This window comes from Streptomyces sp. NPDC051738 (assembly GCF_044453205.1).
Classification (GTDB): Bacteria; Actinomycetota; Actinomycetes; order Streptomycetales; family Streptomycetaceae; genus Streptomyces.
Genome location: NZ_JBITCM010000022.1, coordinates 1 through 25,496 on the forward strand (window position 1 = coordinate 1; position 25,496 = coordinate 25,496).

General features: G+C 70.5%; 26 protein-coding genes. 20 read left to right on the forward strand and 6 right to left on the reverse strand.

The genetic code is table 11. The features are described from left to right. Positions 1-109: 109 nt before the first annotated feature. A complete protein-coding gene (locus ACIA8X_RS37545; RefSeq protein ID WP_393459277.1) occupies positions 110-979 on the reverse strand; it encodes a hypothetical protein in 870 nt (289 codons plus the stop codon). A gap of 209 nt (positions 980-1,188) precedes the next feature. Here ACIA8X_RS37545 and ACIA8X_RS37550 point away from each other — a divergent pair, with 209 nt between their 5' ends. After that, a complete protein-coding gene (locus ACIA8X_RS37550; protein ID WP_393459274.1) occupies positions 1,189-2,001 on the forward strand; it encodes an alpha/beta fold hydrolase in 813 nt (270 codons plus the stop codon). Positions 2,002-2,139: 138 nt separating this feature from the next. Here the strand turns inward: ACIA8X_RS37550 and ACIA8X_RS37555 are convergent, their stop codons facing one another. Further along, positions 2,140-2,622, reverse strand: a complete 483-nt coding sequence (locus tag ACIA8X_RS37555) for a hypothetical protein (RefSeq protein WP_399460198.1) — start codon at positions 2,620-2,622, stop codon at positions 2,140-2,142. Here ACIA8X_RS37555 and ACIA8X_RS37560 point away from each other — a divergent pair. Then, positions 2,600-2,941, forward strand: coding sequence for a hypothetical protein (locus ACIA8X_RS37560; protein ID WP_393459268.1), 342 nt, complete (start codon positions 2,600-2,602; stop codon positions 2,939-2,941). The genes ACIA8X_RS37555 and ACIA8X_RS37560 overlap by 23 nt on opposite strands. 168 nt (positions 2,942-3,109) lie before the next feature. Here the strand turns inward: ACIA8X_RS37560 and ACIA8X_RS37565 are convergent, their stop codons facing one another. Then, positions 3,110-3,865: an enoyl-CoA hydratase/isomerase family protein gene (locus ACIA8X_RS37565; RefSeq protein WP_393459262.1), complete on the reverse strand. Its 756-nt coding sequence runs from the start codon at positions 3,863-3,865 to the stop codon at positions 3,110-3,112. 114 nt (positions 3,866-3,979) lie between these two features. Between ACIA8X_RS37565 and ACIA8X_RS37570 the strand changes: the two genes are divergently transcribed. Beyond that, positions 3,980-4,576 carry an HdeD family acid-resistance protein gene (locus tag ACIA8X_RS37570; protein WP_393459259.1) on the forward strand — a complete coding sequence of 199 codons (597 nt, stop codon included), beginning with the start codon at positions 3,980-3,982 and terminating at the stop codon, positions 4,574-4,576. Between the two features lie 174 nt (positions 4,577-4,750). Continuing rightward, positions 4,751-5,260, forward strand: a complete 510-nt coding sequence (locus ACIA8X_RS37575) for an ATP-binding protein (protein ID WP_399460248.1) — start codon at positions 4,751-4,753, stop codon at positions 5,258-5,260. 30 nt (positions 5,261-5,290) lie between these two features. On the opposite strand, the gene idi is transcribed toward ACIA8X_RS37575, so the two are convergent. From idi to galE, 3 genes are all read right to left on the reverse strand, one after another. Continuing rightward, positions 5,291-5,884: an isopentenyl-diphosphate Delta-isomerase gene (gene idi, locus ACIA8X_RS37580; protein WP_393459256.1), complete on the reverse strand. Its 594-nt coding sequence runs from the start codon at positions 5,882-5,884 to the stop codon at positions 5,291-5,293. Between the two features lie 211 nt (positions 5,885-6,095). Further along, on the reverse strand, positions 6,096-7,037 hold the full coding sequence (locus ACIA8X_RS37585) for a cation diffusion facilitator family transporter (protein ID WP_393459253.1): 942 nt from the start codon (positions 7,035-7,037) through the stop codon (positions 6,096-6,098). A 177-nt stretch (positions 7,038-7,214) separates the two neighbouring features. Further along, a complete protein-coding gene (gene galE, locus ACIA8X_RS37590) occupies positions 7,215-8,198 on the reverse strand; it encodes a UDP-glucose 4-epimerase GalE (RefSeq protein WP_393459250.1) in 984 nt (327 codons plus the stop codon). 278 nt (positions 8,199-8,476) lie between these two features. Between galE and ACIA8X_RS37595 the strand changes: the two genes are divergently transcribed. From ACIA8X_RS37595 to ispG, 16 genes are all read left to right on the forward strand, one after another. After that, positions 8,477-10,264 carry a DUF5941 domain-containing protein gene (locus tag ACIA8X_RS37595; protein ID WP_393459247.1) on the forward strand — a complete coding sequence of 596 codons (1,788 nt, stop codon included), beginning with the start codon at positions 8,477-8,479 and terminating at the stop codon, positions 10,262-10,264. Then, positions 10,261-11,013 (forward strand): sugar phosphate nucleotidyltransferase, encoded by a 753-nt coding sequence (locus ACIA8X_RS37600; RefSeq protein WP_393459244.1) that lies wholly within the window; start codon positions 10,261-10,263, stop codon positions 11,011-11,013. Before ACIA8X_RS37595 ends, ACIA8X_RS37600 begins: the two co-directional genes overlap by 4 nt. Then, positions 11,001-12,062, forward strand: coding sequence for an iron-containing alcohol dehydrogenase family protein (locus tag ACIA8X_RS37605; protein ID WP_393459241.1), 1,062 nt, complete (start codon positions 11,001-11,003; stop codon positions 12,060-12,062). The genes ACIA8X_RS37600 and ACIA8X_RS37605 overlap by 13 nt, the downstream gene beginning before the upstream one ends. Further along, entirely contained in the window at positions 12,040-12,819 is a 780-nt protein-coding gene (locus ACIA8X_RS37610) for a CDP-alcohol phosphatidyltransferase family protein (RefSeq protein ID WP_393459238.1), read from the forward strand. Before ACIA8X_RS37605 ends, ACIA8X_RS37610 begins: the two co-directional genes overlap by 23 nt. A gap of 5 nt (positions 12,820-12,824) precedes the next feature. Beyond that, positions 12,825-13,697 (forward strand): glycosyltransferase family 2 protein, encoded by an 873-nt coding sequence (locus tag ACIA8X_RS37615; protein WP_393459235.1) that lies wholly within the window; start codon positions 12,825-12,827, stop codon positions 13,695-13,697. 94 nt (positions 13,698-13,791) lie between these two features. Next, positions 13,792-14,721, forward strand: a complete 930-nt coding sequence (locus ACIA8X_RS37620; RefSeq protein WP_393459233.1) for an ABC transporter permease — start codon at positions 13,792-13,794, stop codon at positions 14,719-14,721. Then, positions 14,714-15,502 carry an ABC transporter ATP-binding protein gene (locus ACIA8X_RS37625; protein WP_393459230.1) on the forward strand — a complete coding sequence of 263 codons (789 nt, stop codon included), beginning with the start codon at positions 14,714-14,716 and terminating at the stop codon, positions 15,500-15,502. The genes ACIA8X_RS37620 and ACIA8X_RS37625 overlap by 8 nt, the downstream gene beginning before the upstream one ends. Positions 15,503-15,892: 390 nt before the next feature. Further along, positions 15,893-16,792, forward strand: coding sequence for a squalene synthase HpnC (gene hpnC, locus ACIA8X_RS37630; RefSeq protein ID WP_393459227.1), 900 nt, complete (start codon positions 15,893-15,895; stop codon positions 16,790-16,792). Then, a complete protein-coding gene (gene hpnD / locus ACIA8X_RS37635) occupies positions 16,789-17,739 on the forward strand; it encodes a presqualene diphosphate synthase HpnD (protein ID WP_393459224.1) in 951 nt (316 codons plus the stop codon). The genes hpnC and hpnD overlap by 4 nt, the downstream gene beginning before the upstream one ends. Further along, positions 17,739-17,882 (forward strand): DUF6380 family protein, encoded by a 144-nt coding sequence (locus ACIA8X_RS37640; RefSeq protein WP_393459221.1) that lies wholly within the window; start codon positions 17,739-17,741, stop codon positions 17,880-17,882. The genes hpnD and ACIA8X_RS37640 overlap by 1 nt, the downstream gene beginning before the upstream one ends. Beyond that, complete coding sequence (gene hpnE, locus ACIA8X_RS37645; RefSeq protein WP_393459218.1) at positions 17,879-19,306, forward strand: hydroxysqualene dehydroxylase HpnE; 1,428 nt, start codon at positions 17,879-17,881, stop codon at positions 19,304-19,306. Before ACIA8X_RS37640 ends, hpnE begins: the two co-directional genes overlap by 4 nt. A 62-nt stretch (positions 19,307-19,368) precedes the next feature. Then, positions 19,369-20,442 (forward strand): polyprenyl synthetase family protein, encoded by a 1,074-nt coding sequence (locus tag ACIA8X_RS37650; protein ID WP_393459215.1) that lies wholly within the window; start codon positions 19,369-19,371, stop codon positions 20,440-20,442. Positions 20,443-20,585: 143 nt separating this feature from the next. Next, complete coding sequence (gene shc, locus ACIA8X_RS37655; protein ID WP_393459212.1) at positions 20,586-22,616, forward strand: squalene--hopene cyclase; 2,031 nt, start codon at positions 20,586-20,588, stop codon at positions 22,614-22,616. After that, on the forward strand, positions 22,616-23,266 hold the full coding sequence (locus ACIA8X_RS37660; protein WP_393459209.1) for a 1-hydroxy-2-methyl-2-butenyl 4-diphosphate reductase: 651 nt from the start codon (positions 22,616-22,618) through the stop codon (positions 23,264-23,266). Before shc ends, ACIA8X_RS37660 begins: the two co-directional genes overlap by 1 nt. 5 nt (positions 23,267-23,271) lie before the next feature. Next, a complete protein-coding gene (gene hpnH / locus ACIA8X_RS37665; RefSeq protein WP_393459206.1) occupies positions 23,272-24,294 on the forward strand; it encodes an adenosyl-hopene transferase HpnH in 1,023 nt (340 codons plus the stop codon). Between the two features lie 4 nt (positions 24,295-24,298). After that, positions 24,299-25,492, forward strand: a complete 1,194-nt coding sequence (ispG, locus tag ACIA8X_RS37670) for a flavodoxin-dependent (E)-4-hydroxy-3-methylbut-2-enyl-diphosphate synthase (protein ID WP_393459203.1) — start codon at positions 24,299-24,301, stop codon at positions 25,490-25,492. Positions 25,493-25,496 lie beyond the last annotated feature (4 nt).

Here is a 25,496-nt window from a genome sequence, read left to right on the forward strand (position 1 = left end):
GCTCGGCTCGCGCGGGGGCACCCCCATCGCCCCGCTCGGGTCGGCCAAGAGGAACCGATCCTCACAGCCGAGCTGATCCAAACGACAGGGCCTAGCTCAGCGCGGGGCCTCAGCCCTTGCCGATCAGATCCCCCGGGAACGCCCCCGCCCCCGCCGCCGCCCGCGCGAACCCCGCACCGAGCTCCGTCAGCCGCGCGGTCCCCTCCGCTCCGAGGTGCTCATACGGCGCCCGGTCCAAGCGATCCGTCTCGGACTCGATCTCCTCGCGCAGGGCGACACCCTCCGGCGTCAGCTCGCCCGCGCCGTCCAGAATCCCCCGCTCGCGCAGCCGCCCGCACGCCGCGTCCCAGTCCTCCCGCGTCCAGCCACGGGTGCCGCACACCCACTTCGGCGTCATGCCCTTACCGGTCGCGGTGTGGGTCACCACCGCCTCCAGGCCGTCGAGCCCCGCCGACATCAGTACGGCGAGATGGCCGTCACCCCGGTGCTCACGCAGCAGCGTGGTCGCGTGGAAGTAGGCCAGGTGCGCCGCCTCGGGGACCGACAGGTCCGCGTGTGCCGAGTACAGGGGCCGGGCGCTGCGGGAACAGGCCTCGGTGGCACGGAGTGCGAGCCGCGCGGCCTCCGCCATCTCCGGGGACGTCACCGCCTCCTCGCCGAGCAGCCGCCGCAGCGCCGCGTCGACCGCACGCGCGCGTGCCGCCAGCACGTCCTCGGGCGAGGCGATCGCCCAGACCGCGGGGATGTGCCGGGCCACCAGGTCGTGCTTGTAGTTGTAGAACGTCGCCGTCACCGCACCCGCCCCGACCGGCCCCAGCGCGGCCGCCCGCACCGCGAAGTTGACGGCCCTGGGGTGCGTGATGCCGAGAGCGGCGAGTTCCGTGCCCAGCTCCGGGGCGAAGTAGGACGTCGCGTGCAGGGTGTTGAGCATGGCGTGGCAGCGTCGGCCGGCGCGGGGTTCGAGGGTGGCAGTAGTCATGGCCCGGAGATTACCAACCGCTTGGTACGTCGGGATTCGGGCTCGGGACCGCAGGTGGCCGCCGAGAGTCACCGGGCGGCTGCGGGCGGCCGGAACGCGCCGTTTCCGCCCGCCGAGTCGGGTCGTTGCGCATGCCATGTACGCCCGTTCACGGGCATGAGACTCGCTCAGGAGGTACCACACGGTGCTGAAGCACGTGGAACGCGCGGGTGTCCCAACTCGCTCTCACCCGGCGTGGCGGCTCGGGCAGGCCGTTGCTGATCGTGCCGGGGGTCATGGCTGACGCCGCCGCGTGGCAGCCGGTCGTGGACGCGCTGGACGTGGCCGGACCGGTCTACGTGCTGAACCGGCGCGGGCGCAGGCCCAGCGGTGCGCTCGGCCCGGACTACTCGATGCGCACCGAGATCGATGACCTGGACCGCGTTCTCGATGAGGTCGTCGCTGCCGAGGGCGCGGAGCGGGGCGTGGACCTGTTCGGCTGGAGCTTCGGCGGGCTCGTCGCGCTGGAGGCGGCGGCGCGGCGCACCGGGACCGTCCACTCGCTCACCCTCTACGAACCGGTCGTACGGCCCTTCGGGCGCGGGGCGCTCGACGCCCTGGGGGAGGCCATCGAGGCCGACGACGTGGACCGCGCCGTGGAGATCGTGAACCGGGACGTGTCGGGGTTCTCCGCGGAGCACGTGGCGGGACTGCGCCGGAGCCCCGCTTGGGAGGTCCTCAGGCCGCTGGCCGCCCCGCTGGCCCGGGAGCTGACGGCCCTCAACGACCACCCCGCCGATCTGCGGGCGTTCGGCGCCCTCGACCTGCCCGTGACTCTGCTGCCCGGCGCCGAGAACGAAGGCGTCCCGCCCTACGGCGACGTGTTCGCCGCGATCGCGTCGGCCCTGCCCGGTGCCCATGTCGTCGTCATGCCGGATCAGGGTCACCTCGCGCACGCGTACGCCCCCGAGGGCCTGGCCCGCCACATCGGGCAGGTGCTCCGCCGGGTCGGCCGCCGCGACGCGGACGCCTGCCTGCCGTAGCTGGGCGACCCGGTGCCCCCGTGCCCGTACGGCCGCGTCGTGCACGTGGCCGTACGGCCTGAGTGCAAGGGCGCGCGCCCGGGCCGCCGACGGCCCCTTGTCCCGCGTACCGCACGGCGAGGCACCAGCCACCGCCCTTCAGCCCGCTGAGCCGCCCGCTGAGCCGCTGGACGCCTCGTGGCTGCGGGGCATCGCGGCCGGCAGTCCCGGCAGTGTGGCTTGCCAGAAGCGCTCCAGGACCCGGGATGCCTCCTGGGCGGCGCCCGGCTGGCGGGAGAGGATCTGCACGCCGACGGTCATCGCGAGGACGGTGGCGACGATGTCCTCGACCGCGACGCCCGGTGCGAGGCTTCCGTCGCGCCGGGCGTCCGCCAACAGGCGCAGCAGGAGGGCGGCCAGCCGGCGGCGCAGGACGGGAACGCCTCCTTCGGCACGGTCGCAGCTGACCTGGAACCCGGCCCGCACGACCACGTCGCGGCTCAGCAGGCCGGCCAGTTCGCGGGTCGTCTCCACCACGGCCGTCAGTGCCGGTCCGGCCTCCCGCGCCCGGGCGGCGGCCAGCCCGTTCCAGGAGCGCAGCGGCGTCACCAAAGGAGCCATGTACTTCCACTTCGCGTCCAAGACGGAGATCGCACGGGGGGTGATGGCCGCGCAGACCGAGATCCCGGTCGAGACCCCCAGCCGCTCGGCGTCACCGATGCAGCAGGTCATCGACCTCACCCATGAGCTGGCCCGCCGGCTGCGCACCGACGTCCTGTTCCGCGCGAGCATACGGCTCACGGTGGAGCACGGGACGTTCCAGACGAACGACTCCGACCTGTACCAGTGGTGGCTGCGGACGTTCAGCCGGGAACTGGCGCGAGCTCAGGGCGCCGGAGAGCGTGGTGGGTTCCTTCACCGGCATCCAGATGCTCTCCCATGTCATGTGCAACCGCCGTGACCTCCCGAGCGCCTGACCCGCTGGTGGCAACAGATCCTCCCCGGCATCGCGACCCCGGACGCCGTGCACAAGGCGCTGCCGTCCGGCTCGCCGGGAATCGGCCCGTCCGAGGGGGCCTGACCTTCCCGCACGCTTGCCGAAGCCGCCCTCGACATCGTGGCAGTCGCTTCAGCCTGACGTAGGCACGTTCCACGTGAAGCTCGGCCGCCTGCGCTCCAGGAACGCGGCGACGCCCTCCGCGGTGTCGCCGCTTCCGCGTGCCTGCTCGGCCCAGTGCTCGTCGCGGTCGGTGTGCCCGTTCGCGAACTCCTTCGCCGCGGCCTGGGTCAGCTGGGAGCGTGACACCAGGATCCGGGTGAACTCCGCGACCCGCTTGCCGAGTTCGCCCTCGGGCAGTACCTCGTCCACCAGGCCCGTGCGCAACGCCCGCTCGGCGTCGATCAACTCGCCCGAGAACAACAGGTATTTGGCCGTGGCCGGTCCCACCACCGACACCAACCGCCGGGTGGAGGACGCCGGATACACGATCCCGAGCTTCGCCGGCGTCACCCCGAACAGCGACCCCTCCTCGGCGAACCGCAGATCACACGCCGCCGCGAGCTGCGACCCACCGCCCACGCAGTGCCCCCGGACCGCCGCCAGCGTCGGCTTCGGGAAGGCGGCCAGCGCCTCCTCCGCCGCCACGGCCAGCTCCTGCGCCTCCTTGGCCGACCCCTGGAGCGTGGAGATGTCGGCGCCCGCGCAGAACGTCTCGCCCTCACCGGTCAGCACCAGCGTCCGTACGGCCGGATCGGCGGCCAGCGTGCCGAGCAGCGGGGGCAGCGCCCGCCACATCGCGGCCGTCATCGCGTTGCGCTTGGCCGGATGGTGGATGACGACGGTGGCGACCGAGTCGGTGACGCTGTGCAGCAGCTGGGGCTCCATGCGGCGGATGCTATCCGCTTGCGCCGAACGGCCGATCAAGAAGGGCCCGGCCGCTGAATACGGCAGAAGGGTGCAAAGTGAAGTAAAGGGGGACTGTCGGTCTAGGAGGCGCTGATGGCCAGGTCCACCAAACCCACGGGCGAGGCGGCGAAACTCCAGCGCGGCTTCAGCTGGCTCGCCGTCCTCGGTGTGCTGCTGGTCGTCGGGGGAGTGATCGGACTGCTCTACACCGCCTTCGCCACGCTGACCGCGATGCTGCTGTTCGGCTGGCTGCTGCTGATCGGCGGCTTCGTCGGCCTGCTGCACGCGGTCCAGGCGCGCGGCACCCACTTCTTCTGGCTCGGTGTGGTCGTCGCCGCGCTGAACATCGCGGCGGGCGTGGTGGTGATCCGCAGACCGGAGGCGGCGGCCGAGGCGCTGGCCATGTTCGCCGCGCTGCTGTTCCTCGCGGGCGGGTTGTTCCGGCTGGTCGGCAGCCTGGTGGTGCGCGGTCCGCAGTTCGGCTTGACCCTGCTGCAGGGCGCGTTCGACCTGTTCCTCGGCATCCTGGTGCTCAGCTCCTGGCCCAGCAGCAGGTACGTGATCGGTACCCTCATCTCCCTCGCCCTCCTCTTCGACGGGCTCGGCCTGATCGCCACCGGCTACGGCGGTCGCCGGGTCGTCGGCATGGTCGCGGAGAAGGACGCCGTCAAACCCGTACAACCCGAATAGTTCGCCAAGTCGGCACGAGCGCGACAGGAGCGGTCCCACAACTGACCGTGTCATACGCCAACGATCAGAATCGCTCGATACCTGCTGACTTGTGTTCAGTTCTACGGTCCGGACCTGCGCGTTACCAACACTCGACGTGTGGTGACAATCGAGCGCGAGGGTGGCGACCGGACGATGGAGAACCTCGGGCGGGGGTCCGGCCCACGCCCAGCAGGCGGCGCGGACGAGTCCCTCGGTCAGCAGCCGCCGAATCCACTGCCGTACGAAGGCGTCTGGCGGTTCACCGCCCCCGCCGTCGAGGCCTCGGTCCCGCAGGCGCGGCACGCCGTACGGGACCTGCTGTACCGCCAGGGCGTTCCGGTCTCCGACGACCTGGTCCAGGGGCTGCTGCTGATCGTGTCGGAACTGGTCACGAACGCCGTCCGGCACGCGGCGCTGCTGTCGCCGATGCTCGCCGTGGAGGTCGCCGTCGGCGCGGAGTGGCTGCGGGTGTCCGTGGAGGACAACCACCCCTACCGGCCGACCGCCCTGGAGGCGGACCACGGCCAGACCGGAGGCCGTGGCCTGCTTCTGGTGCGCGAGGTCACACGGGAGGCGGGCGGTGTGTGCGACGTCGAGCACACGGCGACCGGTGGCAAGGTGATCTGGGCCGCCGTGCCGCTTAAACCCGTGCAGGTGCCCTAGCGCCGGTCCGGCGGACCGGGCCCCGGCGCGTCACCAGCCGGCCGACGGACCCGTCAGTTCCCTGATCGCGGGGCGGGCGGCGTCGAGCACGGTCATGAACCAGGACGAGAAGGTGTCCTTCGCATGGCGTTCCGTCAGCTCGGCCGAGGTCACGAGGGCCGTCTCGCCGACCTCCTCCGGGTCCGGCCGCAGCGGGGACTGCACCATGCCGACGAAGAGGTGGTTGTACTCCTGCTCCACCAGGCCCGACTCCGGGTCCGGGTGGTTGTAGCGGACCGTGCCCGCCTCGGCGAGCAGTGACGGGGAGACACCGAGCTCCTCGTACGTCCGCCGGGCCGCCGCCGCGAAGGGTGCCTCGCCGGGGTAGGGGTGACCGCAGCAGGTGTTGGACCACACACCGGGGGAGTGGTACTTGCCGAGCGCCCGCTGCTGGAGCAGCAGCCTGCCGTGCTCGTCGAAGAGGAAGACGGAGAAGGCGCGGTGCAGTTGCCCCGGCGGTTGATGGGCGGCGAGCTTCTCCGCGGTGCCGATCGTCACACCGTTCTCGTCGACCAGTTCCAGCAAAATCGCGTCTGCGGCGCCGTTCGACGGACTGTGCGTCGCGGTCGCAGGTGTGATCGGCATACCCATCCTTCGCATCGGTCTTAGCGCCCCAAGTGTGCCGTACGAATCCGGCACTCCCGGCAGTTGATCGTGCCCGGCGCGGCGGGCACGGAACCGTCGGCGGGGGTGCTGTGAGCATGAGGACGCAACCGACCACCGGATCGCTGCATTCCACCCGTACTGGCGTTTTATCGGACCGTACGGTTGTTTCAGTGGGAACCGTACGGCTGCCTCAGTGGCAGAGCCGGGCCTCGTGCTGGGCGTGCCCGACCGGCTCCAGCTGGAAGGTGCAGTGCTCCACGTCGAAGTGGTCGCCCAGGCATCCCTGGAGCTCGTGCAGCATCTTCTCGTGGCCGATCGCGTTCAGGACGTCGGAGCGCACCACCACATGGGCCGACAGCACCGGCATACCGGACGTGATCGTCCAGGCGTGCAGGTCGTGGACGTCCTCGACACCGTCCAGGGCGAGTATGTGGGCCCGCACCTCCGCCATGTCGACATCCTTGGGAGCCGACTCCAGCAGCACGTCGAGGGTCTCGCGCAGCAGCTTGAGGGTGCGCGGCACGATCATCAGGCCGATGACCAGCGAGGCGATCGGGTCGGCGGCCTGCCAGCCGGTGGCCAGGATCACCGCCGCCGAGATCAGCACCGCGAGCGACCCCAGCGCGTCTGCGGCCACCTCCAGGAAGGCGCCGCGCACGTTCAGGCTCTCCTTCTGGCCCTTCATCAGCAGCGTGAGAGAGATCGTGTTCGCCACCAGGCCGATCGCGCCGAACACGATCATCAGCCCGCCGTTGGTGTCCGCCGGTGTGAGGAACCGCTCGATCGCCTCGTACAGGACATAGCCGCCGACGCCCAGCAGGAGCAGACAGTTGGCGAGGGCCGCGAGGATCTCCGCGCGGGCGAGACCGAAGGTGCGCTTCTCGCTCGGCGGGCGGTTCGCGAAGTGGATGGCGAGCAGGGCCATGGCCAGACCCACCGCGTCCGTCGCCATGTGGGCCGCGTCCGCGATCAGGGCGAGCGAGTCCGCGGCCACGCCGCCGACGATCTGGACCACCATGACGCCGAGGGTGATCGACAGCGCGACGCGCAGTCTTCCGCGGTACGCGGCCGCCGCCGTACCACTCGTCGGCGCGTGCGCATGCCCGTGCCCGTGATCGTGCCCAGCCCCCATGAGAAAAGCCACCCTTCCGCGGTCGTCCGACGATCGGAATTTCCGTCCGGGATCACAGTGAACTACGGGTGGGGGGTATCGGGCAACGCGGCACTGAACACCGTTGTCATGTGCCCTGACCTGCGGAAACGATACGCAGGTCAGGGCGTTGCGCCGGAGCGGACGCCGGTAGCGTGATCAGCCGCTCGACCGGCCGCCGTGGTGCAGCAGCCACCCTCGCCACGCCGACTCGACCATCTCGCGCACCCCGCGCCGAGCCGTCCAGCCGAGCGCCTCGGCGGCAAGCGCGGCCGAGGCGACCGCGCGCGGGGCGTCCCCGGGGCGCCGGGCCTCCACGACGGCGGGGCGCCGGTCGCCGGTGATCTCACCGATGACCGTGATCAGCTCCCGGACGGAGACGCCCTCGCCGCGACCGATGTTGACCGTCAGATCGCCGTCCGCGTTCGCTTCGGTGAGCCGCTGCGCCGCCGCCAGGTGTGCCTCGGCGAGGTCCGCGACATGGATGTAGTCGCGGATACAGGTGCCGTCCGGCGTCGGATAGTCGTCGCCGAAGATCCGCGGGGCCTCGTCGCGGGTGAGCCGGTCGAAGACCATGGGGACGATGTTGAAGACGCCCGTGTCCGCCAGCTCGGGCGCGGCGGCGCCCGCCACGTTGAAGTAGCGCAGGCACACGGTCGAGATGCCGTGCGCCCGGCCCGCCGCCCGCACCAGCCACTCCCCGGTGAGCTTGGTCTCGCCGTACGGGTTCACCGGCGCGCACGGAGTGTCCTCCGTGATGAGATCCACATCCGGGTTGCCGTAGACGGCGGCGGACGAGGAGAACAGGAACCGCTTGATCCCGGCCTCGGCGACCGCCTCCAGGAGTGTGGCGAGCCCGCCCACGTTCTCCCGGTAGTAGCGCGTCGGCTGCGCCACCGACTCACCCACCTGCTTGCGTGCGGCGAGATGCACCACACCGGTCACCGCGTGCTCGGCGAACACCCGCTTCAGCAGGTCACCGTCGAGCGCCGAGCCCTCGACGAGGGGGATGTCCGCCGGCAGCCGCGCGGGAAACCCGGCCGAGAGGTCGTCCAGTACGAGGACCCGTTCCCCGGCGTCGGTCATGGCCCGCGCCACATGTGCCCCGATGTAGCCGGCTCCGCCTGTGATCAGCCATGTCATGGTCGCCCACCCTATGCCGAGGCATGTGCGGCGTATGCAATGTCGCCGATGCCCCGGTCTGTCGGCGCGAGTTTGTGGGCGGGACCGGGAATCCCCGATGATGATCGCGGCAAAGCTCTGGGCAAACCACGTTGATCGCTCCGCCAAACGGCCGGTGAACGTTGGCTTCCAATCATCCGATAGCCTTCGCCGACACGCCGCCCGGCCACCGCCAACGGGCGCCGCCACCCACGTACACGACCGGCGCGGACACGCCGGCACCCAGGGAGTGAGTTCGGTTGTCGACCGCCATCCTCACCGGTCAGCCGGTCCCCGGATCGTCGATCGAGGGCGATCTGCGGTCCCTCGGCTACGACGTGCGGGTCGCCGCCGACCCGGCCGACGCCGAGACGCTCCTCGCCCAGGTTCCCGGTGACCAGCGCGTCGCCCTCGTCGACGCCCGCTTCGTCGGCCACCTGCACGCGCTGCGCCTCGGCCTCACCGACCCCCGCTTCCCGCTCGCCGCGATCCCGGGCGCTGTGACGGCCCAGTCGGCCGGTCGCCAGGCCCTGACCCGTGCGATGGCGCGCGAGACTTCCGCGGGCGGCGGTACGGCGCTCGCGGTCGACAGCCTCGCCGACCGTATCGTCACCGCCCTCGCCGACGACGGCACCGACGTCCACCGCGTCGAGCTCGGCAGCCTGGTCGCCGCCGTCCCGGCCGACCCGCAGGCCCGCAACGAGGCACGGCAGGCCGTGGCCGCCGTCGACGACGAGGCCGTACGCCTGAAGTCGGCCGTGAAGTCCCGCGACGGCTTCTTCACGACGCACTTCATCAGCCCCTACTCCCGCTACATCGCCCGCTGGTGCGCACGCCGGGGTCTGACCCCGAACCAGGTCACCACCGCCTCGCTACTCACCGCCCTGATCGCGGCGGGCTGCGCGGCCACCGGCACCCGTGGCGGCTTCGTCGCGGCGGGCGTCCTGCTGATCGCGTCCTTCGTCCTGGACTGCGTCGACGGCCAGATCGCCCGCTACTCCCTGCAGTACTCCACGCTCGGCGCCTGGCTCGACGCCACCTTCGACCGGGCCAAGGAGTACGCCTACTACGCCGGCCTCGCCCTGGGAGCCGCCCGTGGCGGTGACGACGTTTGGGCGCTGGCGCTGGGTGCGATGATCCTGCAGACCTGTCGGCACGTCGTCGACTTCTCCTTCAACGAGGCGAACCACGACGCCACCGCCAACACCAGCCCCACCGCCGCCCTCTCCGGCAAGCTCGACAGCGTCGGCTGGACGGTGTGGGTGCGGCGCATGATCGTGCTCCCGATCGGTGAGCGCTGGGCGATGATCGCCGTCCTCACGGCGGCCACGACTCCCCGGATCACCTTCTACGTCCTTCTCATCGGCTGCGCCTTCGCAGCGACGTACACCACGGCGGGCCGGGTGCTGCGATCGCTGACGCGCAAGGCGCAGCGCACGGACCGGGCGGCGCAGGCTCTGGCGGATCTCGCGGACAACGGGCCGCTGGCCTCGCTCGTGGCGCGTGCCACACGCGCCCGCGTCGGAGCCCCGCTGCTGGTGGCCCTGGCCGGAACGGCCGTCCTCGCCGTGTCCCTCTTCTCCGGAGTGACCTGGGCGCCCGTCGCGGGCGCCGTCGTCTACACGATCACCGCCGGTCAGGCGCTGTACCGCCCCCTCAAGGGCGCCCTCGACTGGCTCGTCCCCCCGGTCTTCCGCGCCGCCGAGTACTGCACCGTTCTGGTCCTGGCAGCCAAAGCCGACGTGAACGGAGCCCTTCCTGCGGCTTTCGGGCTGGTGGCCGCGGTCGCCTACCATCACTACGACACGGTGTACCGCATCCGCGGCAACGCCGGCGCGTCTCCGGCCTGGCTGGTGCGGGCCATCGGGGGGCACGAAGGGCGGACGCTGCTCGTCACCGTCCTGGCCGCCGCGCTCACCGTCTCGCAGTTCACGGTCGCGCTCACGGTCCTCGCCGTGGCCGTGGCCCTGGTGGTGCTCGTCGAGAGCATCCGCTTCTGGGTGTCCGCAGGGGCACCCGCCGTACACGATGAAGGAGAACCCGCATGATCGGCCTCGTGCTGGCGGCCGGCGCCGGACGGCGTCTGCGCCCCTACACCGACAGCCTTCCCAAGGCTCTGGTGCCGGTGGGGCCCGCGGGTATAGAGGGCGAACCCACGGTTCTCGACCTGACCCTCGGCAACTTCGCCGAGATCGGCCTGACCGAGGTCGCGATCATCGTCGGCTACCGCAAGGAAGCCGTGTACGCGCGCAAGGAAGCCCTGGAGCAGAAGTACGGCCTCAAGCTCACCCTCATCGACAACGACAAGGCCGAGGAGTGGAACAACGCCTACTCCCTGTGGTGCGGGCGTGACGCCCTCAAGGACGGTGTGATCCTCGCCAACGGCGACACCGTGCACCCGGTCTCCGTCGAGAAGACGCTGCTCGCCGCCCGCGGCGACGGCAAGAAGATCATCCTCGCCCTGGACACGGTGAAGAGCCTGGCCGACGAGGAGATGAAGGTCGTCGTCGACCCCGAGAAGGGCATGACGAAGATCACCAAGCTGATGGACCCGGCCGAGTCGACCGGTGAGTACATCGGCGTGACCCTCATCGAGGGCGACGCCGCCCCCGAGCTGGCCGACGCACTCAAGACGGTGTGGGAGACCGACCCGCAGCAGTTCTACGAGCACGGCTACCAGGAGCTCGTGAACCGCGGCTTCCGCATCGACGTGGCGCCGATCGGCGACGTCAAGTGGGTGGAGATCGACAACCACGACGATCTCGCCCGTGGACGGGAGATCGCGTGCCAGTACTGACCCGACTGATCCCCTCGCCGCTCGTCGTCGACATCCGCCCGGGTGCCCTCGACGACCTGGGCTGTGTGCTCGCCGACGAGCGCATCTCGCACTCCGGCAAGCTGGCCGTCGCCGTCAGCAACGGCTCCGGTGCCCGGCTGAAGGAGCGGCTCGCTCCCGCGCTGCCCGGCGCGACCTGGTACGAGGTCGGCGGCGGCACCCTCGACGACGCGGTCCGGCTGGCCAGTGACATAAAGTCCGGCCACTACGACGCCGTCGTCGGGCTCGGCGGCGGCAAGATCATCGACTGCGCCAAGTTCGCCGCGGCGCGCGTCGGCCTGCCCTTGGTCGCCGTACCGACGAACCTCGCGCACGACGGACTGTGCTCGCCGGTCGCCACGCTCGACAACGACGCGGGGCGCGGCTCGTACGGTGTGCCGAACCCGATCGCGGTCGTCATCGACCTGGACGTCATCCGTGACGCCCCGGTGCGGTTCGTGCGCGCGGGCATCGGCGACGCCGTCTCCAACATCTCCGCCATCGCCGACTGGGAGCTGGCCAACCGCGTCAAGGGCGAGAAGATCGACGGCCTCGCCGCGGCCATCGCCAGGCAGGCCGGCGAGGCGGTGCTGCGCCACCCGGGCGGCATCGGCGACACCGACTTCCTCCAGGTACTGGCCGAGGCCCTGGTGCTCAGCGGTATCGCCATGTCGGTGTCGGGCGACTCCCGCCCCTCCTCCGGCGCGTGCCACGAGATCAACCACGCCTTCGACCTGCTCTACCCCAGGCGCGCCGCCGCCCACGGCGAGCAGTGCGGACTGGGCGCGGCCTTCGCCATGTACCTGCGCGGGGCCCACGAGGAGTCGGCCTACATGGCCGAGGTGCTGCGTCGGCACGGGCTGCCGGTGCTGCCGGAGGAGATCGGCTTCACGGACGACGAGTTCGTCCGCGTCGTCGAATTCGCTCCCCAGACCCGGCCCGGCCGTTACACGATCCTCGAACACCTCGACCTGACCACCGACCAGATCAAGGACATCTACGCCGACTATGTCAAGGCCATCGGTAGCTGAACTCCGCCCCGTCGTTCACCCCGCGGGGGTGAAGGACCGGCGCAGCGGTGAGCACTGGATGGGACGCCTCTACATGCGAGAGGTGTCCCTGCGGGTCGACCGCTACCTGGTGAACACCAGGGTCACGCCCAACCAGCTCACGTACCTGATGACCGTCTGTGGTGTCCTCGCGGCCCCGGCACTCCTGGTGCCGGGGATCTGGGGGGCGGTGCTCGGCGTGGTCATGGTCCAGCTGTACCTGCTGCTGGACTGCGTCGACGGCGAGATCGCGCGCTGGCGGAAGCAGTACTCGCTGGGCGGCGTCTACCTGGACCGCGTCGGCGCCTACCTCACCGACGCCGCCGTGCTCGTCGGCTTCGGCCTGCGCGCCGCCGACCTGTGGGGCAGCGGCCGTATCGACTGGCTGTGGGCCTTCCTCGGCACCCTGGCCGCGCTCGGCGCCATCCTGGTCAAGGCCGAGACCGACCTGGTCGGCGTGGCCCGCCACCAGCAGGGCCTGGCGCCGGTCAAGGAGGCCGCGTCCGAGATGCGCTCCTCCGGGATGGCGCTGGCCCGCCGTGCCGCTGCCGCGTTCAAGTTCCACCGGCTGATCCTCGGCATCGAGGCGTCCCTGCTGATCCTCGTGCTGGCCATCGCCGACCAGGTCCGCGGCGACCTGTTCCTCTCCCGGCTCGGCGTCGCGGTGCTGGCCGGCATCGCGCTGCTCCAGACCGTGCTGCACCTCGTGTCCATCCTCGCTTCGAACAGGCTGAAGTGAGCGGCATGAGGGTCGGCGCGGTCATCATCACCATGGGCAACCGCCCCGACGAGCTGCGCGCCCTCCTCGACTCGGTCGCCAAGCAGGACGGCGACCCGGTCGAGGTCGTCGTGGTCGGCAACGGCTCCCCGGTCCCGGACGTCCCCGAAGGCGTCCGCACGATCGAGCTGCCCGAGAACCTCGGCATCCCCGGTGGCCGCAACGTCGGCATCGAGGCCTTCGGCCCCAGCGGCCGCGAGGTCGACATAATGCTTTTCCTCGACGACGACGGCCTCCTCGCCCAGCAGGACACCGCCGAGCTGTGCCGCGAGGCCTTCGCGGCCGACCAGAAGCTCGGCATCGTCAGCTTCCGCATCGCCGACCCGGACACCGGCGTCACCCAGCGCCGGCACGTCCCGCGGCTGCGGGCCTCCGACCCGATGCGCTCCTCCCGGGTCACCACCTTCCTCGGCGGCGCCAACGCCGTCCGCACCCAGGTCTTCGCCGAAGTCGGCGGGCTGCCGGACGAGTTCTTCTACGCCCATGAGGAAACCGACCTGGCATGGCGGGCCCTCGACGCGGGCTGGATGATCGACTACCGGTCCGACATGGTGCTGTTCCACCCCACGACCGCGCCCTCGCGGCACGCGGTCTACCACCGCATGGTCGCCCGCAACCGCGTCTGGCTGGCCCGCCGCAACCTCCCCGCCCCCCTCGTCCCGGTCTATCTGGGCGTCTGGCTGCTGCTCACCCTGCTGCGCCGCCCCTCCCGCCCCGCCCTGCGGGCATGGTTCGGCGGATTCCGGGAAGGCTGGACCACTCCGTGCGGTCCCCGCACTCCCATGAAGTGGCGTACGGTGTGGCGGCTGACTCGACTGGGCCGACCTCCCGTCATCTGACAAGCTCGACCCTGAGAGCGACCGGGCCCACCCGGCCCCAGGTTCATGCCATGCCCGCACAGGCTGCGCATCTCGAAGACGAAAGTTTCAACTGGTGAGTGAGACAACGCACGACGGCGGTGTTGCGGTGAGCGCACCTCCGTCGCCCGACGAGGGACTCACGGCGGCCCAGCTCGCCGCCAAGTACGGGCTGTCCGTGAGCGGCGCCCGCCCCTCGCTGTTCGAGTACGTCCGCCAGCTTCGGGCCCGGCGGCACTTCATCCTCGCGTTCTCGCGGGCGAAGCTGACCGCCCAGTACAGCCAGGCGAAGCTCGGCCAGCTCTGGCAGGTGGCCACCCCGCTGCTCAACGCGGCCGTGTACTTCTTCATCTTCGGCCTGATCCTCCAGGCCGACCGCGGCATGCCCCGCGAGGTGTACATCCCGTTCCTGGTCACGGGCGTCTTCGTGTTCACCTTCACCCAGAGCTCGGTGATGGCGGGCGTACGCGCGGTCTCCGGCAACCTCGGCCTGGTGCGGGCCCTGCACTTCCCGCGCGCCTCGCTGCCCATCTCCTTCGCGCTCCAGCAGCTCCAGCAGCTGCTGTACTCGATGATCGTGCTGTTCGCCGTGGCGATCGGCTTCGGCAGCTTCCCGAAGCTGAGCTGGTTGCTGATCCTGCCGGTACTGGCGCTCCAGTTCCTGTTCAACACCGGCCTGGCGCTGATCATGGCCCGCGCCGGCGCGGCGACCCCGGACCTGGCGCAGCTGATGCCGTTCGTGATGCGTACGTGGATGTACGCGTCCGGCGTGATGTTCTCCATCCCGATCATGCTGGAGAGCAAGCCGGAGTGGATCTCCACCGTCCTGCAGTGGAACCCGGCCGCGATCTACATGGACCTGATGCGCTTCGCCCTCATCGACGGCTACGGCTCCTCGAACCTGCCCGACCACGTCTGGGCGGCCGCGCTCGGCTGGGCCGTGCTGTTCGCCGTGGGCGGCTTCGTGTACTTCTGGAAGGCGGAGGAGAGGTACGGCCGTGGCTGACCAGAACAACGACGCGCACATCCCCACCGTCATCGCGGACGAGCTGCACATCGTCTACCGCGTCAACGGCGCCAAGGCCGGCAAGGGCAGCGCCACCGCCGCCCTCAGCCGGATCCTCAAGCGCGGCTCCGACGACACGGCGCGGGGCGTACGCAAGGTGCACGCCGTCCGCGGGGTCTCCTTCGTCGCCTACCGAGGCGAGGCCATCGGCCTGATCGGCTCCAACGGCTCCGGCAAGTCCACCTTGCTGCGCGCCATCGCCGGCCTGCTCCCGGCCGAGAGCGGCAAGGTCTACACCGACGGCCAGCCCTCGCTGCTCGGCGTGAACGCGGCCCTGATGAACGACCTCACCGGTGAGCGCAACGTCATATTGGGCGGGCTCGCCATGGGCATGTCCCGCGAGGAGATCAAGGAGCGGTACCAGCAGATCGTCGACTTCTCCGGCATCAACGAGAAGGGCGACTTCATCACCCTGCCGATGCGCACCTACTCGTCCGGCATGGCGGCCCGGTTGCGCTTCTCCATCGCCGCGGCCAAGGACCACGACGTCCTCATGATCGACGAGGCGCTGGCCACCGGCGACCGCAAGTTCCAGAAGCGCTCCGAGGAACGCATCCGCGAGCTGCGCAAAGAAGCCGGCACCGTGTTTCTCGTCAGTCACAACAACAAGTCGATCCGCGACACCTGCAACCGCGTCCTGTGGCTGGAACGCGGCGAGCTGCGGATGGACGGACCGACGGACGAGGTCCTCAAGGAGTACGAGAAGTTCACGGGCAAGTAGTCCACCCGGACATGGGCCGTGCGGCCCAGCAGGCTTGACCGGGCCCCGCCGGAACTGCCCCGGCGGGGCCCCGCGTCTGCAAAGGAAACGTCAACTCCGGCTGGCCTTAGGAATCTTGGCGCCAATCGGTGCGTTGTTGTGATGTGCAGGACACCCTCACAGGCCCGGCCCCGTTGTACAACGTAAGCTGTACCGGTACCGAAACGCGGCAAGTGGGGCGATAAGGAACGACACCCTCCCGCAGGGCCACGGTGCGGACGGCCGGGCGGCGTGTCCGAAATAGTATGCATTGGGTCAGCGGTGTAGAACGGGAGATGTGACGGCAATGGCTACGGAAACCCCCCAGGTCAACGCAGCTGTCTGTGCCGTCCCCGCCCCGGGCAGTCAACGGTGACGGGACCAGGTGGGCGCGCGGGTGATCCGGAGCGCGGCACGCTCGACAAGGCCGCCGCGGAGAACTTCCCCGTGGCGCCGTTCTTCCTGCCGAGGGCCTGGCGCGCCGACCTCATGGCCGTCTACGGTTTCGCCCGCCTCGTCGACGACATCGGCGACGGCGATCTCGCCCCCGGCGGCGCCGACGCCCGACTGCTCGGCGTGTCGGCCGCGGACGCCGAGGACCGCCTGGTCCTCCTCGACGCCTTCGAGGCCGATCTGCGCCGGGTCTTCGACGGCACCCCGCGTCACCCGCTCCTCCGTCGCCTCCAGCCGACCGTACGCCGTCGCTCGCTGACCCCCGAGCCCTTCCTCGGCCTGATCGCCGCCAACCGCCAGGACCAGCTCGTGGGGCGGTACGAGACCTACGACGATCTCCTTGCCTACTGCGAACTGTCCGCCAACCCCGTCGGCCGTCTCGTCCTCGCCGTCACGGGCACCGAGACGCCCGAGCGGATCCGCCGCTCCGACGCGGTGTGCACGGCGCTGCAGATCATCGAGCACCTCCAGGACGTCGCCGAGGACCTCGGACGTGACCGGATCTATCTGCCCGCCGCGGACATGAAGCACTTTCACGTCCAGGAAACCGACCTGGCGGTGAATTCCGCGGGCGCATCGGTGCGCGCACTGGTTGCATACGAAGCCGAACGTGCCCGGAATCTCCTGAATGAAGGCACCCCCCTGGTGGGTAGCGTCCACGGCAGGCTCAAGCTGCTGCTCGCGGGTTTCGTGGCGGGGGGAAGGGCGGCGATCCGTTCGATCGCCGCCGCCGAATACGACGTACTTCCCGGCCCGCCCAAGGCCAGCAAGCTCCAGTTGCTGCGTGAGGTGGGCGTGACTCTGCGAGGAGAGGGGTGATCCGGACCGTGGAGTCTGCACCACACGTGTCCGCACCGGTACTCGCCGCCTACAGCTACTGCGAGGCCGTCACCGGACAGCAGGCCCGTAACTTCGCCTACGGCATCCGACTGCTGCCCACGTCCAAGCGCCGCGCGATGTCGGCGCTGTACGCGTTCTCGCGCCGCGTCGACGACATCGGCGACGGCGCGCTGACCGGCGAGGTCAAGGCCGCCAGACTCGAGGACACCCGGGAGCTGCTGACCCGGGTCCGCGACCGGGCGGTCGACGAGGACGACATCGACCCCGTGGCCGTGGCCCTCGCGCACGCCGCCGACACCTTCCCGATCCCGCTCGGCGGACTGGACGAGCTCATCGACGGTGTCCTGATGGACGTGCGCGGCGAGACCTACGAGACCTGGGACGACCTGAAGGTCTACTGCCGCTGTGTCGCGGGCGCCATCGGGCGCCTCTCGCTCGGTGTGTTCGGCACCGAACCGGGGGCGCGCGGCGTCGAGCGCGCGCCCGAGTATGCCGACACGCTCGGGCTCGCGCTGCAACTCACCAACATCCTGCGGGACGTCCGTGAGGACGCCGAGGGCGGGCGCACCTATCTGCCCTCCGACGACCTCGCCAAGTTCGGCTGCTCGGCCGGCTTCAGCGGGCCGACACCACCGCAGGGTTCCGACTTCGCGGGCCTCGTGCACTTCGAAGTGCGTAGGGCCCGCGCCCTTTTCGCCGAGGGCTACCGGCTGCTCCCCATGCTCGACCGGCGCAGCGGGGCCTGTGTCGCCGCCATGGCCGGCATCTACCGACGCCTCCTGGACCGCATCGAGCGCCATCCGGAGGCCGTGCTGCGCGGCCGGGTCTCCCTGCCCGGACGCGAGAAGGCGTACGTCGCCGTGCGCGGTCTGAGCGGTCTGGACACCCGGCATGTGAGCCGTCGTACCGTCAGGAGGCGCGCCTGATGGACATTCCGGTCCAAGGTGATGCCACCGGCGAAAAGTGGCGGGCAACCCTCCGCTGCCGTGCCGCGTCCCTGACTGAGACGACCGGCCGTGCACCGTTCAAGCACCAGCACGACGGTCGCGCAGGGGAGGGTGCACGATGACCGACGGCACGCGGCCCGAAGGGGCGCTCGCGGACACCCCCGGACGCTCCGGGAGGGACGCCGTCGTGATCGGCGGCGGGCTCGCCGGCATCACCGCCGCGCTCGCGCTCGCCGACGCCGGAGTGCGCGTCACCCTGATCGAGGGCAGGCCGAGGCTCGGAGGCCTGGCCTTCTCCTTCCAGCGCGGCGACCTCACCATCGACAACGGACAGCACGTGTACCTGCGCTGCTGCACCGCCTACCGCTGGTTCCTCGACCGTATCGAGGGGACGGCGCTGGCGCCGCTGCAGGAGCGTCTCGACGTGCCCGTGCTCGATGTCGCGCGGCCCGAGGGGCGGCGGCTCGGCAGGCTGCGGCGCGACGCCCTGCCCGTGCCCCTGCACCTGGGCCGGAGCCTGGCGACGTATCCGCATCTGTCCCTCGCCGAACGAGCGAACGTCGGGCGTGCCGCGCTCGCGCTCAAGGGGCTCGACCTCGCCGATCCGACCCTGGACACGCAGGACTTCGGCAGCTGGCTGGCCGCGCACGGTCAGTCGGCGCGTGCCGTCGAGGCCCTGTGGGACCTGGTCGGGGTCGCCACCCTCAACGCGGTCGCGGGCGACGCCTCGCTGGGGCTCGCCGCGATGGTGTTCAAGACCGGTCTGCTGTCCGACCCGGGCGCGGCCGACATCGGCTGGGCGCACGTCCCGCTGGGCGATCTGCATGACCGGCTGGCCCGCAAGGCGCTCGACTCGGTGGGCGTTCGTATCGAGGTCCGTACACGCGTCACCTCCATCTCTACTGACGAGAACGGACGCCTACGCGTTCAGGTTCCCGGCGAGACGCTCCCTGCGGACACGGTCGTGCTGGCCGTCGCCCAGCGCGAGGCGTACGACCTGCTGCCCGACGGCGCCCTCGACGCCCCGGAACAGCTCCTGGAGATCGGTACCGCGCCGATCCTCAACGTCCATGTCGTCTACGACCGCAAGGTGCTGAGCACGCCGTTCTTCGCGGCCCTCGGCACCCCCGTGCAGTGGGTGTTCGACCGCACCGACGCCTCCGGTCTCCGGGACGGCCAGTATCTCGCCCTGTCCCAGTCGGCCGCGCGGGACGAGATCGACGAACCCGTCGCCGAGCTGCGTGAGCGGTATCTGCCCGAGCTGGAGCGACTGTTGCCCAGGGCGCGCGGCGCGCAAGTGAAGGACTTCTTCGTGACCAGGGAGCGCACCGCGACGTTCGCTCCCACCCCCGGCGTCGGACGGCTGCGGCCCGGCGCCCGTACCAAAGTCCCCGGCCTCTACTTGGCCGGTGCGTGGACCGCCACAGGGTGGCCCGCGACCATGGAGAGTGCGGTCCGCAGTGGCGTGAGTGCGGCCGATGCCGCGCTGAGCGCCCTGGGCCGGCCCCGCCCCAGCCACCTCTTCGACGTTGAGGAGGCGGCGTGATGCTGAACCAGCACACGGCGGCAGGCCCCCGCACCCCCGGTACCGCAACAAGAGGAGAGACTGTGCCCACTGTGCCCCCGGCCTCGAAGGCCGTTTCAGAGACCGCGGTGGACGTGGCCGCGCTCCTGGAGCGCGGTCGGACCCTGGCCACACCGGTACTGCGGGCGGCGATCGACCGCCTGGCCGCTCCCATGGACACCGTTTCCGCTTACCACTTCGGCTGGATCGACGCCGACGGCAACCCCACGGCCGGTGACGGCGGCAAAGCCGTGCGCCCCGCCCTCGCGGTGCTCTCCGCCGAGGTCACCGGCGCCGCGCCCGAGGTCGGCATCCCCGGCGCGGTCGCCGTCGAGCTGGTCCACAACTTCTCGCTGCTGCACGACGACCTGATGGACGGCGACGAACAGCGCCGCCACCGCGACACCGTCTGGAAGGTGCACGGCCCCGCCCAGGCCATCCTCGTCGGCGACGCCCTGTTCGCCCTGGCCAACGAGGTCCTGCTGGAACTCGGCACCGTCGAGGCCGGCCGCGCGACCCGCCGTCTGACCACCGCCACCCGTGCCCTGATCGACGGTCAGGCGCAGGACATCTCCTACGAGCACCGCGACCGCGTCAGCGTCGAGGAGTGCCTGGAGATGGAGGGCAACAAGACCGGCGCCCTGCTCGCCTGCGCCAGCTCCATCGGCGCGGTGCTCGGCGGCGCCGACGACCGCACCGCCGACACCCTGGAGAAGTACGGCTACCACCTGGGCCTCGCCTTCCAGGCCGTCGACGACCTCCTCGGCATCTGGGGCGACCCGGTCTCCACCGGCAAGCAGACCTGGAGCGACCTGCGCCAGCGCAAGAAGTCCCTGCCGGTGGTGGCCGCGCTCGCCGCGGGCGGGCCCGCCTCCGAGCGGCTCGGCGAGATCCTCGCCGCCGACGCCAAGAGCAGCGACTTCGAGAACTTCTCCGAGGAGGAGTTCGCCGCCCGCGCCGCCCTCATCGAGGAGGCCGGCGGCCGCGAGTGGACCGCCGACGAGGCACGCCGTCAGCACACCATCGCCGTCGAGGCCCTCGACGCAGTCGACATGCCCGAGCAGGTGCGGGCACGGTTCACGGCACTCGCCGACTTCGTCGTCGTACGAAAGAGATGATCACCACCGGGCGAAAAGAGATGATCAGTATCGGTCGAATAGCCCTCGCGTAGTCGCCGGCCGGTGTCGCTGGAACAAGCGCACCGGCCGACGGCGGACCCACAGCAGACGCACTACCAGGAGCACTGCACGAAGGGGAAGCCATGACAGCGACGACCGACGGAAGCACCGGGGCACTGCCACCCCGGGCAGCCGCGGCCAGCGACACCGACACCGAGAACCCCGTGGCGGCAGGGGTGCACCAAGCCGCCGTGCACGCCGTTCAGCGCGCCACCGACTTCCTGCTGGCGAAGCAGGACGCCCAGGGCTGGTGGAAGGGCGACCTGGAGACGAACGTCACGATGGACGCCGAGGACCTGCTGCTCCGTCAGTTCCTGGGCATCCGCGACGAGAAGACCACGCAGGCCGCCGCGCTCTTCATCCGCGGCGAGCAGCGCGAGGACGGCACCTGGGGCACCTTCTACGGCGCGCCCGGCGAACTCTCCACCACCATCGAGGCGTACGTCGCCCTGCGCCTGGCCGGCGACGCACCGGACGCCCCGCACATGGCGCAGGCCTCCGCCTGGATCCGTGAGCAGGGCGGCATCGCCGCCTCCCGGGTCTTCACCCGGATCTGGCTGGCCCTGTTCGGCTGGTGGAAGTGGGAGGACCTGCCCGAACTCCCGCCGGAGCTCATCTACTTCCCCAAGTGGTTCCCGCTCAACATCTACGACTTCGGCTGCTGGGCCCGGCAGACCATCGTCCCGCTGACGATCGTCTCCGCGAAGCGCCCGGTACGCCCCGCGCCCTTCCCGCTCGACGAACTGCACACGGACCCGGCGAACCCCAACCCGACCAAGCCCCTTGCTCCGGCGGCCAGTTGGGACGGCGCCTTCCAGCGGCTCGACAAGGCGCTGCACCAGCTGCGCAAGGTCGCACCGCGCAGGCTGCGCCGGGCCGCCATGAACAGCGCCGCCCGCTGGATCATCGAGCGGCAGGAGAACGACGGCTGCTGGGGCGGCATCCAGCCGCCGGCGGTGTACTCGATCATCGCCCTGCGCCTGCTCGGTTACGACCTCGAACACCCCGTGATGCGTGAGGGGTTGGCGTCGCTGGACCGCTTCGCCGTCTGGCGTGCGGACGGGGCCCGGATGATCGAGGCCTGCCAGTCGCCGGTCTGGGACACCTGCCTGGCGACCATCGCGCTCGTCGACGCGGGCGTACCCGCCGACCATCCGCAGCTCGTCAAGGCCGCGGACTGGATGCTGGGCGAGGAAATCGTCCGCCCCGGGGACTGGTCCGTCAAACGTCCCCAACTGCCCCCGGGCGGCTGGGCGTTCGAGTTCCACAACGACAACTACCCCGACATCGACGACACCGCCGAGGTGGTCCTCGCGCTGCGCCGGGTCAGGCACCACGACCCGGAGCGGATGGAGCGGGCGATCGGCCGCGGGGTGCGCTGGAACCTCGGGATGCAGTCGAGAAACGGGGCCTGGGGGGCCTTCGACGTCGACAACACCAGCCCGTTCCCCAACCGGCTGCCCTTCTGCGACTTCGGCGAGGTCATCGACCCGCCGTCCGCGGACGTCACCGCGCACGTCGTCGAGATGCTCGCCGTCGAGGGCCTCGCCCACGACCCGCGCACCCGGCGCGGCATCCAGTGGCTGCTCGCCGAGCAGGAGCCGGACGGCTCATGGTTCGGGCGCTGGGGAGTGAACTACGTCTACGGCACCGGATCGGTCGTACCCGCCCTGGTGGCCGCAGGCTTCCCCGGCTCGCACCCGGCGATCCGCCGCGCCGTGACCTGGCTGGAGTCCGTCCAGAACGACGACGGCGGCTGGGGCGAGGACCTGCGCTCCTACAAGTACGTCAGGCAGTGGAGCGGCAAGGGCGCCTCGACCGCCTCGCAGACCGCGTGGGCGCTGATGGCCCTGCTGGCAGCGGGGGAGAAGGACGCCAAGGCCGTCGAGCGCGGCATCGAGTGGCTTGCGGCCACCCAGCTGGAGGACGGCTCCTGGGACGAGCCGTACTTCACCGGCACCGGGTTCCCCTGGGACTTCTCGATCAACTACCACCTCTACCGGCAGGTCTTCCCGCTGACCGCGCTCGGCCGGTACGTCCACGGAGAGCCCTTCGCCGACCAGCCCAAGCCCACCGCGGCCGGGAAACCGCTCGCCGAGGCCAAGGGGGGCTGATGAGCCCACAGCCCGCCCCGGCCCCGTCGGCCCCGCTGCTGATCGCCTGCGCGCTCGGCATCGAGCAGCTCGCCCTGCGCGCGGGCGACCGCGGCGGGGCCGGCGGGCCGGTCACCGTGCTCCGTACGGGCATGGGACCCCGGGCGGCCGAACGCTCCGTCACCAGAATGCTGGCCGACCCGGCCCTCAGCCGGGCCGCCGTACTCGCCACGGGCTTCTGCGCGGGGCTCGCCCCCGGCATGCACCCCGGCGATCTGGTCGTCGCCGAGGAGACCCGGGATCCGGCGGGAACCATTCCGTGTGTCGGGACCGACCTACTCGTCAAAGAACTCGTGCGCGCCGTCCCTGGCCGCACCGTCCACACCGGACCACTCACCGGCTCCGATCACGTCATCCGAGGTCAGGAACGGTCCGACCTGCTCGCGACCGGCGCAATCGCGGTCGACATGGAGTCGGCGGCCACGCTCCTGAGCGCCGTCCACACGGGCGAGCGCCCGGTTGCGGCCGTCCGGGTGGTCGTGGACGCTCCAGAACATGAACTCGTCCGGATCGGCACGTTGCGCGGAGGAATATCTGCTTTCCGCGTCCTTCGTTCCGTCCTGCCCGCTTTCTTCGAATGGCACCGTTCTTTGCTGCTCCCCAGGAGGTGAGCCAGATGGCCATGCCGCTGCGTCAGTCCATCAAGGTCGCTACTTACTTGGCCGAACAGAAGCTCCGCAGGAGGGACAAGTTTCCGCTCATCGTCGAGCTGGAACCGCTCTTCGCCTGCAACCTGAAGTGTGAGGGCTGCGGCAAGATCCAGCACCCGGCCGGAGTGCTGAAGCAGCGCATGCCCGTCGCGCAGGCCGTGGGGGCGGTGCTGGAGTCCGGCGCGCCGATGGTGTCCATCGCCGGCGGCGAGCCCCTGATGCACCCTCAGATCGACGAGATCGTCCGGCAGCTGGTGGCCAAGCGGAAATACGTCTTCCTGTGCACCAACGCCATGCTGCTGCGCAAGAAGATGGACAAGTTCACGCCCTCTCCGTACTTCGCGTTCGCCGTGCACATCGACGGCCTGCGCGAGCGGCACGACGAGTCCGTGGCGAAGGAGGGCGTGTTCGACGAGGCGGTGGAGGCCATCAAGGAGGCCAAGAGTCGCGGCTTCCGGGTCACCACCAACTCCACCTTCTTCAACACCGACACCCCGCAGACGATCATCGAGGTCCTCAACTACCTCAACGACGACCTCAAGGTCGACGAGATGATGATCTCGCCCGCCTACGCCTACGAGAAGGCCCCGGACCAGGAGCACTTCCTGGGCGTCGAGCAGACCCGCGAACTGTTCAAGAAGGCCTTCGCGGGCGGCAACCGGCGCAAGTGGCGGCTCAACCACTCCCCGCTCTTCCTGGACTTCCTGGAGGGCAAGGTCGACTTCCCATGCACCGCGTGGGCGATCCCGAACTACTCCCTGTTCGGCTGGCAGCGCCCCTGCTACCTGATGAGCGACGGGTACGTCCCCACATACCGGGAGCTGATCGAGGACACCGACTGGGACAAGTACGGCCGCGGCAAGGACCCGCGCTGCGCCAACTGCATGGCGCACTGCGGCTACGAGCCGACCGCCGTCCTCGCAACCATGGGCTCGCTCAAGGAGTCGCTGCGCGCCATGCGTGAGACGGTCTCCGGGAACCGGGAGTGACGGCATGACCGCCATCTCCTTGGGCGTCCCCGAGGTACCGGTCCGGCCGATCGCCGAGCGGCGTGTGTCGCGGCAGATCCAGGTCGGTCCGGTGGCGGTCGGGGGCGGGGCCCCGGTGTCGGTCCAGTCGATGACGACGACGCGTACGTCGGACATCGGCGCCACGCTGCAGCAGATCGCGGAGCTGACGGCGTCCGGTTGCCAGATCGTGCGGGTGGCCTGTCCGACGCAGGACGACGCGGACGCGCTGTCGACGATCGCCCGTAAGTCGCAGATCCCGGTGATCGCGGACATCCACTTCCAGCCGAAGTACGTGTTCGCGGCGATCGAGGCGGGCTGTGCCGCGGTGCGGGTGAACCCCGGGAACATCAAGCAGTTCGACGACAAGGTCAAGGAGATCGCGCGGGCCGCCAAGGAGCACGGCACGCCGATCCGGATCGGCGTCAACGCCGGTTCGCTGGACCGGCGGCTGCTGCAGAAGTACGGCAAGGCGACGCCCGAGGCGCTGGTGGAGTCGGCTCTGTGGGAGGCGTCGCTCTTCGAGGAGCACGACTTCCGGGACATCAAGATCTCGGTGAAGCACAACGACCCGGTCGTGATGATCGAGGCGTACATGCAGCTGGCCGCGCAGTGCGACTACCCCCTCCACCTCGGCGTGACGGAGGCGGGCCCGGCCTTCCAGGGCACGATCAAGTCGGCGGTCGCCTTCGGGGCGCTGCTGGCGCAGGGCATCGGCGACACGATCAGGGTCTCGCTGAGCGCCCCGCCCGCCGAGGAGGTCAAGGTCGGCATCCAGATCCTGGAGTCGCTGAACCTCAGGCAGCGGCGGCTGGAGATCGTCTCCTGCCCGTCGTGCGGTCGCGCCCAGGTCGACGTGTACAAGCTGGCCGACGAGGTCACGGCCGGCCTGGAAGGCATGGAAGTGCCGTTGCGCGTGGCCGTCATGGGGTGTGTGGTCAACGGCCCAGGCGAGGCGCGGGAGGCGGACCTCGGGGTGGCCTCGGGCAACGGCAAGGGGCAGATCTTCGTCAAGGGCGAGGTCATCAAGACGGTCCCCGAGTCCAAGATCGTCGAGACGCTCATCGAAGAGGCGATGAAGATCGCCGAGCAGATGGAGCAGATGGAGCAGATGGAGCAGAACGGGGCCGCATCGGGCGCCCCCACCGTCACGGGGAAACCGTCAGTGACGGTGAGTTGAACCA